General features: G+C 60.0%; 12 protein-coding genes. 1 reads left to right on the top strand and 11 read right to left on the bottom strand.

What is annotated here, in order from left to right; translation table 11 throughout:
• Positions 1-70: 70 nt before the first annotated feature.
• The 3 genes from A0251_RS02800 to A0251_RS02790 form a co-directional block, all read right to left on the bottom strand.
• Positions 71-973 carry an alpha/beta fold hydrolase gene (locus A0251_RS02800; protein WP_062815296.1) on the bottom strand — a complete coding sequence of 301 codons (903 nt, stop codon included), beginning with the start codon at positions 971-973 and terminating at the stop codon, positions 71-73.
• Between the two features lie 19 nt (positions 974-992).
• Positions 993-1,277, bottom strand: a complete 285-nt coding sequence (locus A0251_RS02795) for a pyrimidine/purine nucleoside phosphorylase (RefSeq protein WP_062815295.1) — start codon at positions 1,275-1,277, stop codon at positions 993-995.
• Positions 1,278-1,339: 62 nt separating this feature from the next.
• The gene (locus tag A0251_RS02790) at positions 1,340-1,795 is read right to left on the bottom strand and encodes an OsmC family protein (protein ID WP_231874139.1); all 456 of its coding nucleotides are present in this window, start codon (positions 1,793-1,795) and stop codon (positions 1,340-1,342) included.
• Positions 1,796-1,841: 46 nt separating this feature from the next.
• Here A0251_RS02790 and A0251_RS02785 point away from each other — a divergent pair, with 46 nt between their 5' ends.
• Positions 1,842-2,789, top strand: a complete 948-nt coding sequence (locus tag A0251_RS02785) for a pirin family protein (protein WP_062815293.1) — start codon at positions 1,842-1,844, stop codon at positions 2,787-2,789.
• A gap of 91 nt (positions 2,790-2,880) precedes the next feature.
• Here the strand turns inward: A0251_RS02785 and A0251_RS02780 are convergent, their stop codons facing one another.
• The 8 genes from A0251_RS02780 to A0251_RS02745 form a co-directional block, all read right to left on the bottom strand.
• Positions 2,881-3,594, bottom strand: a complete 714-nt coding sequence (locus tag A0251_RS02780; protein WP_062815292.1) for a DUF4397 domain-containing protein — start codon at positions 3,592-3,594, stop codon at positions 2,881-2,883.
• A gap of 109 nt (positions 3,595-3,703) precedes the next feature.
• Positions 3,704-4,450, bottom strand: coding sequence for a DUF4397 domain-containing protein (locus A0251_RS02775; protein ID WP_062815291.1), 747 nt, complete (start codon positions 4,448-4,450; stop codon positions 3,704-3,706).
• Complete coding sequence (locus A0251_RS02770; protein WP_062815290.1) at positions 4,447-5,571, bottom strand: AI-2E family transporter; 1,125 nt, start codon at positions 5,569-5,571, stop codon at positions 4,447-4,449. Before A0251_RS02770 ends, A0251_RS02775 begins: the two co-directional genes overlap by 4 nt.
• Before the next feature lie 24 nt (positions 5,572-5,595).
• Entirely contained in the window at positions 5,596-6,576 is a 981-nt protein-coding gene (locus A0251_RS02765; protein WP_062815289.1) for a calcium/sodium antiporter, read from the bottom strand.
• A 195-nt stretch (positions 6,577-6,771) separates the two neighbouring features.
• Positions 6,772-9,840: an efflux RND transporter permease subunit gene (locus tag A0251_RS02760; RefSeq protein ID WP_062815288.1), complete on the bottom strand. Its 3,069-nt coding sequence runs from the start codon at positions 9,838-9,840 to the stop codon at positions 6,772-6,774.
• Positions 9,841-10,914 carry an efflux RND transporter periplasmic adaptor subunit gene (locus A0251_RS02755; protein ID WP_062815287.1) on the bottom strand — a complete coding sequence of 358 codons (1,074 nt, stop codon included), beginning with the start codon at positions 10,912-10,914 and terminating at the stop codon, positions 9,841-9,843.
• A gap of 426 nt (positions 10,915-11,340) precedes the next feature.
• Entirely contained in the window at positions 11,341-12,075 is a 735-nt protein-coding gene (locus A0251_RS02750) for a glutathione peroxidase (protein WP_062815286.1), read from the bottom strand.
• A gap of 115 nt (positions 12,076-12,190) precedes the next feature.
• Entirely contained in the window at positions 12,191-12,637 is a 447-nt protein-coding gene (locus A0251_RS02745; protein ID WP_062815285.1) for a Dps family protein, read from the bottom strand.
• Between the last annotated feature and the right edge of the window lie 49 nt (positions 12,638-12,686).

Below are 12,686 nucleotides of genomic sequence, written 5' to 3'. Positions count from 1 at the left end.
CAGGAAGGTTATGCATCCTACCCGCTATTGGCAGATTTCCGAAATTGCATTCCGCGGCTGCTTCCGCCGTTCAATGCTGGGCGGTCAGAAACTCCCCCAGCGCGCGGGTGAACGCCCACGGCTGACTCATCAGCGGCACATGGCCGGAGCGGGATAACACCACATGGCGAGCCCCGATCAGTTCGGCAAACGCAGCCTGCCCTTCCGCAGGATAGAGGGGGGAGTGGGCGCCGGTGATGACCGTGGCCGGCACCGGGAAATCCGCCGCAGTGGGCCGATAATCATGGGTTGCGGACAGGTAGGCCTGCAGGTAGGCACGAATATCTGCCAGCTCCGCCACCGGCAGCAGGCGAGCCCATAATCCGGACCAGCGGGCAGTGGCCCGAAAGGCAGAATGCAGCCCGGGGCGCCCAGCCACTTGCGCGAGAATATGGGTCAACTGGCGAAGTACCGCTTCGCGCAGACCGGGAGCCAGGTTGGCGACCCGCCCCTGATCCGGCGCCGCCTCCAGCAATACCAGCAACTCCCGCAGCTGGGAGAAGAAATGCTCCTGACGCTCACCGAACAGGCCGTGGGCCCAATCCGGCTGGTTGGCAATGCAGGGCGTCTGATCAATATGGAGATACCGTGCCACCGGGGAGAAATCCCCGTGGGCTTGCCAGAGGAGGCTGGTGGTGGCACCCAGGGAATAGCCCACCAAATGGAAGTCCTGCAACCCGAAATGGGCCACCAGGTCTTCCATGTCCTGCATGTGGTTATGGAACACATCCGGCTGATTGAATCGGGCGGCGGCGGACTGTCCCGCCCCGCGCAGATCCGGCATGAAGAACTGGTAACGACGCAGGTATGGCAACACAAAAGGCAACCAGTCGCGTCCCTGCATACCAAGCCCGTGCAACATCAGCACCGGCTGGCCACGCCCCAGAATTCTCACATGCAGAGACTGGCCGTCCCTGGCAGGAAATAACGGCATCCCGCTCCCCCGTTTGTTGTTATTCGCCGTACAGACACAGATAGGCGGTATCCATAGCCACCTTTACCTGAAAACGACTGTCTGCCACGACCTCAAAGGTGTCACCGGCAGCAAACGTCTGCCAATCGGCAGCGCCGGGCAACTTCACGGTCAGTGCGCCGCTTACCACGGTCATGGTCTCGTGCTCGCTGGTGCCGAACTCGTAATCGCCCGGCGCCATAACGCCGACGGTGGCCGGTTTGGTTTCGGCTTGAAAGGCAATGGATGCCACCTTGGCATCGAAGTATTCGTTGACCTTGAACATGCAAGGACCTCCGTTGAGTCAATGGAGGCGCGAGTATGCCAAAAGCGCCGTCGCTGTGCCGCTTATTTCCAATCCGTGGCAATCGGAGTGCCCTGCCGCACGGTATTGGTGACCGGGGTCTTGGCGGCAATCTCCAACAGACGCTGCCGCTGTTCGTCGCTCAACTGACCGCTACAGGTCAGGGTACGATCGATATATTCCTTGCCCGCGTCATCCCGGTAAAAATGCAGACCCACCTGAATCTCACCCAAGTCCCACCCTTTGCGCTCGGCATACATTCGCAGGGTAATGGACGTGCACGCTCCCAGTCCGGACAGCAACAATTCGTAGGGATTCGGGCCGCTGTCACTGCCACCCAGCTTTTCGCCTTCATCGGCAGCGAGCCGATGCTGCCGGGCATCAATCTGCTGCACGTACTTCTCCACGCTTTGAACCTGCACCTTGGCCATCATGCTCTCCTTTTCTTGAAGCGTCGCCGCTTGCATACTGAAATACCAAACCGCCTCTGTAGACTGCATGCAGACCTCCAGAAGCAGGATCAATGACTATGCCACGGAGACGGCCATGAGCAATACCAATGCCAGCGGCGAGATGGTGGAATGCCCCAACCTGGCCAGCAAACCCACACTCAAGGCGGTGGCCTCACGCAAAAGCATTCTCGGCAGTGGCCTACCGATCATTCGCCATCTGCCCAGCCGTGATCAGCGACTGATCGGCCCCTGGTGTTTTCTTGACCATATCGGGCCCACCTCACTGGCCGCCGACAACGGCGTGGATGTGGGCACCCACCCTCACATCGGCCTGCAGACCGTGACCTGGCTGTTCGAGGGAGCCCTGCTGCACAAGGACAGCCTGGGCTATGAACAGGTGATTCGCCCGGGACAACTCAACCTGATGACTGCCGGGCATGGCATCTGTCACTCCGAGGAAAGCCCCGAGGGTTTCAGCGGCCCCATGCATGGTCTGCAATTCTGGATCGCACTGCCCGCCGAACACGAAGACACCGACCCGGCCTTCAGCCATCACACCGACCTGCCGCAATGGCATCAGGAGGGTGCGGACATCACCCTGGTGGTGGGCGAACTGGATGGCCACCATTCCCCCGCCCGGGTGTACTCCCCCCTGGTCGGCGCCGATATCGTGGCGCAAGACACCTGCACCCTGACCCTGCCTGTGCCGGCGGATTTTGAACTGGGGCTATGCATCAGCGAAGGCCGCGCCGAGGTGGACGGTGAAACCCTGCAGGTGGGTGAGCTGTACTACCTGGGTTGTGGCCGTGACAGCCTGACACTCACGCTCAGCGCCAACAGCCGGGTGATGCTGCTGGGGGGCCAGCCTCTGGGGCAACCCGTGCTGTTGTGGTGGAATTTTGTCGGTCGGGACCAGCAGCAGCTGGAGGCAGCGATTGCAGACTGGGCTGCCTGGCCCAACCAACGCTTCCCGGATGTGGCGGCCTATCAGGGCGATCCCCTGAAAGCCCCCAGCCTGGATCCATCAGTACGGCTTAAATGATTCGGATTGGCCCGTAGGAGCCAGGCTCGCATGGCGAATCGCTCAACATGTTCGCCATGCGAGCATGGCTCCTACACCAACACAGCCCGGATCAGGAGCCTTCTACCTGCTGGCAAAACATCGCCATGTCAGGATCAGCAAACCCCTTGTGGGTAATGATGGCGTCATAGCTCTTACCGGCCTGAACCGCACAGGATACCGTATCCAGCAGGCTGTCATCCGCCGCATCCCTCACTTCAATTTCCAGGCGGCCACTGCCGTTCGGTGTATCTGCGAAATAGCCGGTTGCTTTGCCATAATCCAGATCCGCTGCAATGCCGATTGAGAAACGGGTGCTGGCTTGCTCATACATGGCATGGATAAAACGCACCCCTACCTGGGTAGCAGCCACCTCTGGCGTCTGTTGGCGAAACGCAGCCAATTGCAGAGCACCGCCAACAACATCGCCCATGAATACCAGCGTGTAATTATCCCCCGCTTTCAGGCTCGCGCTGTCTGCGTGGAAGTCGCTGCCATTTCTGCGCACGGAAAATTCGATAGTGTCTTCACCGGCATCCAGTTTCAGATTCTTGCCGTCCTGTTCATCGGTTGAGTAACCCACATCCTCAAACAGGGGATCCGAAGATTTGTTGGTCACCACATCCACACGAATGCTGGAGGCATCCGGATCCGTGAAGTCGGTTAATTGGTTATGGAAATAGAGGCTGGCAGGGGGCCGCAGCAGATCCTCCACCTCATCGTCATCTCCCCCGCAACCGGACAACATCACAACACCGGCCATGGCCAGCAGGCCCAGCTTTTTCATTGTTTTCTCCCGAATCGATTACCGGCGTAAGAATTACCACGGCCAGCGGCATTTTTTTGGTAATAGTTGGCAGTTTGGAGGGGGTCGAAAGGCGGGTACTGCCAGCCGTTCAGTTGAACGGCTGGCAGTACAGGGCGATCTGGTCATCGTCGCTGTCGAAACGGCGATAGGCAATGATGGCATCGTAGCTGCGGCCGCTGCTGACGCTGCAGCTTACCTGGTCGATTTCCAGGCCCTGGGTTTCGTTGTTCACCGTCACGTCCAGGCTGCCACTGGCATTCACCGAGACATAGCTGCTGCCCTCCGCATACTCCAGACCGGACACCAGCGACTGGCCGGCTGCGCCCGGCGTGACAACGCTGAGTTCGTCGCCGGAGAGGCGCGACAGGGTATTGATGAAACGCACCCGGATCTGACCGCTGGTTACGTCCATATCCTGGTGGCGGTAGGTGCGCAGCTGACGGTTGTCCAGCGTCGTATCCCCCATCAGCACCACGGTATAACGATCACCCGCTGTCAGAGTGCGATTCAGTGGGCCGTTGACCAGGGTGCTGCCGGAACTGCTGCCACGGGCATCGAAAGACAAGGACTCACTGTCGTCATCCAGCTCGATGGATTCAGCGCTGACATTGCCCGTAATGGTGTAGCCCACATCGTCCTGCAGAGGACTATTCTGGTTGTCCACAAACAGGTCCACGGTGACATCATCTTCGCTGCCGCCACCCACCTGGGTCAGCTGGTTATGGAAGTAGATTCTGGCGTTGTCAGAAAACAGACCGTTGTCATCATCCTCGTCGCAACCGAAAGTCGACAGCCCTGCCACGGACGCGGCCAATACCAGACGCAGAAAAATCATGATGCCTCACTCCCGGGCGCTTCCTCGCTACTGCCCTGCTGCTCCAGCAGAACGGCGGGACTTTCACCCTCATTGAACTCGCGTATGAAAATGCCCCAGAAGGCAACAAACAGGGCCGCCAGCAGCGGCCCCAGCGCAAAACCGGTAATGCCGAACATGGCCAGGCCGCCAAGGGTGGAAAACAACACCACATAATCCGGCAACTTGGTGTCCCGGCCCACCAGGATCGGCCGCAGGATATTGTCCACCAGCCCGATAACAAAAATACCAAACAAGGCCAGTATGGTGGCATTCACTATATCACCCACCGCATAGAGGTAGAGTGAAACCGGTACCCAGATGAGGCCTGCCCCCACCGCCGGAATCAGCGACAGCACGGCCATCACCACCCCCCACAACAAGGCACCGGGGATACCCAGCCACCAGAAGATCAATCCGCCCAGCGCCCCCTGGGTCGCTGCCACCAGCAGATTGCCCTTGATGGTAGCCCGGGTCACTTCAGCAAACTTGGCAAACAGCAGTTTTTCCCGTTCGTCACCCAGCGGCAGCGCGCGAATCAGCATGCTGACCATGGCATCGCCGTCGCGGATCAGGAAGAACGCCAAGTACAGCATCAGCCCCAGATTGAGGAAAAACTGGAAGGTGTTCTGACCGACAGCCAGGGCCCGCTTGGCCAGAAACTGGCCGGCGCCGGTGAAGGCTTCCACGGTCTGCGACTTGATGCGATCCAGGTCAATATCGAAACGTTCGGCCAGGGTCTGCAACCAGGGGAAGGCCTGCTTGATGCGGTCCACATAGTCAGCCAGGTTGAGCTCGCCGCTCTGCACTTTCTGGAACAGGGACACCCCTTCGGTGACAAAGGAGGAGGCCACCACCAGAACCGGAATCACCACCAGCACCACACAGAGGATGAGGGTGCACAGGGAGACCAGGTTACGGCGATGGGGCCATTTGCCCAGCAGCCGTTTCTGGAACGGATAGAAAATCACGCCGATGGCGCAGGCCCAGAAGATCGGGGCGAAGAAGGGTTTCAACAACAGCGCAAAAGCCACGCTGACCGCCACCAGCGTGAGCAAAAACGTGCCACGCTCCAGCTTTACCGATATATCCGTACCCTGCATCGCCACTCCGTCCCTTTTGACACGTTAGCGGGCCGCCATGATCACGCTGCCGCCCAGGAAACTCATATAGGATACGAACACCAACAGCAATACGACACCATTGCCCCGGGTGATCTGGCCCTTGCGGCCCCATAACCCAAAGCCCATGACGAACAGGGCCAGGGTCAGCACCATCATCAGGCTCCAGTCGCGCTGCAATACCAGCGTTTCCACGCTCATGGGCTGGATGGCACCGGCAATACCCACCACCGCCAGGGTATTGAACAGGTTCGAGCCTAGCACGTTACCAAAGGCAATATCGTGCTCCCCCTTGCGGACCGCAGCGATACTGGAGGCCAGCTCCGGCAGGGAGGTGCCAATCGCCACGATGGTCAGGCCGATGATCAGATCGCTGACCCCCAGTGACTGGGCGATATCCACCGCCCCCCACACCAGCAGCCGGGAGCTACCCACCAGCAGGGCCAGGCCCACCACCAGCCAGAACAACGACGTCTTCAGGGGCAGCGGGTGTTCCGCCAGATCGGTTTCCACTTCCCCGGCCAGCACATCCCCTTTACCGGTCATGGCGGCATAGATGGACCAGCCCATCAGTAGCGCCAGCACGGCGATCAAGACCCAGGCATCCAGACGGGAAATATTGCCATCCAACAGCTGATAGCCGGCCAGCAAGGTCACCAGCGTCAGCACCGGCAGCTCTTTCTTGAGAACCGCCGAATTCAGTGCAATGGGGCTGATCACCGCCACCACCCCGAGAATCAGGGCAATATTGGAAATATTGGAGCCATAGGCATTGCCCAGGGCCAGCGAGGGATTGCCATCGAGCGCCGCCATGGCAGACACCACCATCTCCGGTGCGGAGGTGCCGAAGCCGACGATCAACATGCCGATCAGCAGCGGCGGCATCCCGGCATGGGCGGCGGTACCCGCTGCCCCTTCCACAAACTTGTCAGCACTCCATACCAGCAAAATCAGGCCAGCAATGACGGCGGCAATAGCCAACAACATGGGGACTCCTTGGGGTAGTGAATCGTGTCAGGCGGGCATTGTGGCAGAGAGAACGGAAACAGACACCTGCGAGTTACGAGAAGCGAGTTACGAAAACCCAAAACCTCTATCGAATTTTGCCGTTCGTAACTCGCATCTCGTCGCTCGCGCCCCACACCCACATGGCTCAGAGCACCCCGCCCCTACAGACAGGGTTCACACATGCTCTTCCCGCCCCGGCTTGATGCCATAGGCCAGGGTATAAAGCACCGGCACCACAATCAGCGTCAGGATGGTGGCGAAGCCCAGGCCGAACATGATCACCACCGCCATGGATTCGAAGAAGGCATCGAACAACAGCGGGATCATGCCCAGGATGGTAGTCACTGCCGCCATGCACACCGGTCGCACCCGGGAAATGGACGCTGTCACCACCGCCTCAAACGGCGGCAGGGATTCCATCTCCAGCTTGATCTGCTCCACCAGCACGATGCCGTTCTTCACCAGCATGCCGGACAAGCTGAGAAAGCCCAGCAAGGCCATGAAGCCGAAGGGGGCATTGAGCAGCAACAGGCCCAGGGTGACGCCGATAATGGCCAGCGGCACCGTGGCCCAGATCACCAGCGGCTGGCGCAGGGAATCAAACAGCAGCATGGTAATGATGAACATGAACAGGTAGCCCATGGGCAGGCTGCCGAATACGGCTGCCTGGGCATCTTTCGAGGCTTCATATTCTCCCCCCCAGGCCAGGGAATACCCCGGTGGCAATTCCAGCTCGGCAATGGCCGGGCGGATCCGGCGCAGCACCTGGTCGGCGGTTTCATCACCGAGCACATCCGGCTCCGCCTGCACGGTGAGAGTCCGCTTGCGGTCACGACGCAGAATCAGCGCGTTCTCCCACTCCGTGCGGAAATCGGACACCACCTGGGTAATCGGGATATAGGTGGTATAGACCGGCGACCACACCTGCACATCGTTCAGGTTATCGGCACTGAGCCGCTCCTCTTCCGGGGGCCGCGCCACAATGGGCAACAACTGACTGCCGTCCCGGTACAGGCCGACAGTGCGGCCGCTGAAATTCAGGGCCAGGGTATTGTCCAGGTCTTCCCGGCTGATGCCGGCACGGCGGGCCTGGGCCTCCTGAAACTGGGGACGAATCACTTTTTCCTGCTGACGCCAGTCATGTCGAATGCTCTCCAGACCGCCGTCGGCACGCATGATCGCCTGGGCCTTCAGCCCCAATTCGCGCAACGTCTGAGGGTCCGGGCCGCTGAAACGGGCCTCAATGGACGCCGGCGGGCTGGGACCGATCATCAGGCGTTTCACCTTGGCAAAGGCCTGCAGGTGTTCTTCGCCGATCAGTTTCCGGGTGGCAGACAGGGCCGCATCAATCTGCTCCCGTTCGCCCACCTGAACAATCAACTGGGCATAGCTGGGGTAACTCTTTTCCGGGTTATAGGGCAGCATGAATCGCTCGGCGCCGCGACCGATGGTACTGGTCACCCCGGTGACTTCGTCCATATCCAGCAGCGATGACTCCAGACGCTCCACCGCCTCGCGGGTGGCACGAATATCACTGCCCTGGGGCAGCCAGTAGTCCACCAGAAACATGGGGGTATTGGAGGGCGGGAAGAAGGCCTGTTTGACTGCGCCGAAGCCCACCACCGCTGCGACCAGCAGGATGCCCATGCCGCTCAGGGTGAGCACCCGGTGGTGAATGGCCCGGTCCAGCAAACGCCGATAGATGACAAAGATTTTCCCTTTGTAGGGGTCTTCGGCCTCCCCCTCGGCACCGCCCACATCCTTGTCGGAGAAGAACAGGTCGGCAAAGAACGGCACCAGGGTCACCGCTGTGATCCAGCTGAGCAGCAACGAAATCAGCAACACCCAGAACAGGGTATTGGTGTATTCCCCTGTGGCATCCTCGGAAAGACCAATGGGCGCGAACGCCATGATGGCAATCACCGTGGCCCCCAGCAGTGGCCAGATAGTCTGGCGGACAATATCCACCGCCGCTTCCAGTTTCGACATGCCCCGCTTCATGCCCACCAGGATGCCTTCGGTGACCACGATGGCGTTATCCACCAGCATCCCCAGGGCAATAATCAGTGCGCCCAGGGAAATCCGCTGCAGATCAATGGCCAGCATTTTCATGACGATAAAGGTGCCAAGGATGGTGAGCAGCAACACGCCCCCCATCAACAGACCGGAGCGCACCCCCATGAACACCAGCAGCACCACGATGACGATGGCTATGGCCTCGCCCAGGTTGAGCAGGAAGGCCCCCACCGAACTGTCGACCTCTTCGGGCTGGTTGTAGACCGTGGCCAGCTCCATGCCCGCCGGTCGCTGGTACTCCAACTCGGCCAGACGCTGTTCTACCCGCGCGCCCACTTCCACCACATTGACGCCCTTGGAGAACGAAACCCCCAGGGTCAGGGCCGCCTCACCATTAAAGCGGTAAAGATGATCCGGCACCTCTGCGTAGCCCCGTTCAATGGTGGCCACATCGCGCAGGTAAACCAGCTCATCCGCGCCCGGTTCGGAAATCAGCAGATCCCCCATATCCTGGACGGTGGGAAATTCTCCGGTGGGGTAGATGCGGATGTATTCGTCACCGACTCTGACCTTGCCCGCCGGGTTGACCGTATTCTGGGTCTGCAACAGGGAAAAGATCCGTTCCGGGCTGATGCCCAGTGACGCCAGCCGGGTGCGGGAGATTTCCACCAGCACCTGCTCCTGGCGCTGGCCCCCTACCACCACCTTGCCCACGCCTTTCACCAGCACCAGCTCCCGGGTCAGGTAGTCGGCGTAATCCTGCATGTCCTGATAGCGGTAACCGTCCCCGGTAATGGCCAGCAAAATACCGTACACATCACCAAAGTCATCCATGACCTGAATGGTGCCGGCTCCCGGCGGTAACTCAGGTTGCAGGTCCGTGAGCTTGTGCCGTAACTCGTCCCAGATCTGTTTGAGCTGGCTGGACCGGTAGGTGGGTTTCATCTCCACCTGTACCTGGGACAGCCCATTGCTGGAGATGGAAGTGACGTAATCCACATAGGGAAGATTCTGGATGGCCATCTCCACCGGCAGGGTCACTTCCTCTTCCACCTGACGGGGCGACGCCCCCGGGTAGCTGGTAATCACCATGGCCGTCTTGATGGTGAACTCCGGATCTTCCAACTGACCCAGCCGGGTAAAACTGACGATCCCGCCCACCAGCAGCACCAGAGTGAACAGCCAGCTAACGACGCGATGACGGATGCTGTAGGCGGCGATATTCATTTACAGTCCCCGCTCTTTCACCAACTCACGGACCGTCTGACCCTCTTCAAGATGGTGAACCCCGGCACTGACCACCCGATCCCCGGCCTGCAGGCCGTCCAGGATTTCCACCCCGTCACCGACAACCTGGCCGAGCATGACCGGCACCGCGGTCACCGTTCCCTCCTGGTCCTGCTTCTGATAGCGCCAGACGAAGGCTCCTTCCTTGCCGTCCTGTTTGAACACCGCCTCCACCGGCACCTGCAAGTGATCCGCGGAGGCCTTGCGGATCTGGCTCAGGTCAATGGCCACATCCACGCTCATGCCCGGCAGCACCAGCAAGCCTTCAGGGTTAGCCATGGTCAGGGTGATGTTGTAGGTCTGGGTACGCGCATCCGCGCTGGCTTCATGCTCTTTATAGCTTGCCTTGAAGGTACGGTTGGGCGCCCCTTCAAAACGCACCGTCGGCTGATAGTCTTCGCCGCCTTCCCTCAGGTTGGTGAAAAAGCGTTCGGACACGGCGAACTCGATATCGATGTTATCGTCACCCTGCAGATAGAGGATCGGTTCCTTGGCCTGCACAAACTGGAAATTCTCCACCTCGGTGCGCGCCACGGTACCCTCATAGGGTGCCTTGAGACGGGTATAGTCCACATTGTCACGGGCCTGACTCAGGGCAGCCCGGGCCTGGCGGCGTTTGGCCTGCAACTCGTCAAACTGGGCTTCGGAAATCACCCCGCGCTCGCGCAGGCTGATGGCTCGCTGATACTGACTTTCGGCCAGATCATACTGTGCCTGGCGGTCCGCCAGCTGATTGTTGAAATCCGCCGGATCCAGGGCCGCCAGCAGCTGCCCCTTCTTCACCTGTTCACCCGCACGCACCGGCAGCTTGACCAGCTGCCCGGACACCCGGAACGCCAGCTGTGACCCTTCGGTCGCCACCACCCGCCCCGGGTAATGCCGAAGCTGCCCGGCACCATCGCCATTCACCGTGTACAGTTTCACCGGCTGCGGTAACGGCGCCTGCGCAGGCGGCTCATCACCACATCCCGCCATCACCAGAGACAGGCCAACCAGTGCCCAGAAACGTGCCATGCGTGCTCTCCCGATTCCATGGTACTAACCAGTACCAATTATCACACAACTTGCCGCCGTGTCGTGAAGCCTATTCAAAACCCTACCGGATTCTGACCTGAAATGACTGTGGTGTCTTTGTGTAGGGAAACGGCTTCCGAATGATGAAACCCTAACCCTGAATCCCTGACCGCCACCACCGATTGCGCAGGGTGCCACTGAGCCTGAGGCGAACTGCACCGACCCGGCGCTTCATGGTGCAGTTCGCCTTGGGCTCAGTGGCACCCTACCTCTCGCAAAGCTGCGGGGATTTACCGTAAAAAAAAGGGCCGACAGGCGTCGACCCAAGGGGGGAAGTACGATGCATGGCGGGTGGGTCCACCCTGCCCGCCGTGCGGTGAAGGTGAGCGCGTCACGGGGTTGCTCTTTACCAGGCTTGCGGCCTGATCAGGCCTTGAGCCAGGCTTCCAGCTCATCGGCGCCGCCAATGCGTTCGCCTTCGATATACACCTGCGGCGTGGTGCCGGCACCGGTGACCGCCGCCAGGGTGCTGTAGCTCAGCCCCCGGCTGCCCAGTTCGATTTCCTCGAACGCGTAGCCGTTATCGGCCAGCGCCTTCTTGGCTCGGGTGCAGTGCGGGCAACCCGGTTTGGTGAAAACGGTGACCCGCTTGGGCAAGGCCGCTTCGCCATTGATGTAATTGAGCATGGTGTCCGCATCGGAGACCTCGAACGGGTCGCCAGGTTTTTCCGGCTCGATGAACATGCGGTCAATTACCCCGTCTTTCACCAGCATGGAATACCGCCAGCTACGGGGCCCAAAACCCAGATCCTGCTTGTCCACCAGCATGCCCATCTTGTCGGTGAACTCGCCGTTACCATCCGGAATGAAACGGATGTTGCCGGCAGCCTGGTCGCCAGCCCAGGCGTTCATGACGAAGCCGTCGTTCACGGAAAGGCACACAATGTCGTCGACACCGTTGGCCTTCAACACCGGCGCCAGTTCGTTATAACGGGGCAGGTGGGTGGAGGAGCAGGTCGGCGTAAATGCCCCCGGCAGGGCGAACACCACCACGGTTTTTCCCTGAAACAGGTCGTCGGTGGTCACGTCCTGCCATTCATTTCCTTCACGGGTCCGGAAGGTGACCTGGGGGACGCGTTGTCCTGCGCGATTTTCCAGCATGGTTGCACTCCTTGTGCCAATTAGAGGGTGGCTCATTTGCTATGCATTCAATAATAGTCACCCTCTATTGATCTGGAAAACGGATTACCTCTATTTCATCAATTGCCTTTAACTATCAGTCGAGATGGGCGGACAGCATCCAGGCCGCCTTTTCGTGAATCTCGATGCGGTCACTGGCTACCGTGGAAGACCCCTCATCCTCGTGCTCGCCGGCCAGTTTCAAGACCCGATTGGCCTGCTCGGCAACGGTGCGGTGGTCCTGCGCCAGCTCTCGGATCATGTCACTGGCAGACGGGTCGCCCACCGCGTCTTTCACCGTGGACAACTTGGCGAACTCCGCATAGCTGCCCGGCGCCTTCCAACCCAGTGCGCGGATTCGCTCGGCAATGGTGTCTACCGCCAGCGCCAGCTCGGTGTACTGCTGCTCGAAAAGTAGATGCAGGCTGTGGAACATGGGTCCGGTCACGTTCCAGTGATACTTGTGGGTTTTCAGGTAGAGGGTATAACTCTCCGCCAGTAACTTGCTCAACTGCTCGGCAACCTGCTTGTTGTGCTCAATCATTGCGTGGCTCCTTGCTGTGCGAATGTGCGGCGGGAGACTCTCCCGCTGT

Source organism: Alcanivorax sp. NBRC 102024 (genome assembly GCF_001602235.1).
Taxonomy (GTDB): domain Bacteria; phylum Pseudomonadota; class Gammaproteobacteria; order Pseudomonadales; family Alcanivoracaceae; genus Alcanivorax.
The sequence above is the reverse complement of the archived record's forward strand: the minus strand, read 5'-3'. Positions and strand labels throughout refer to the sequence as shown.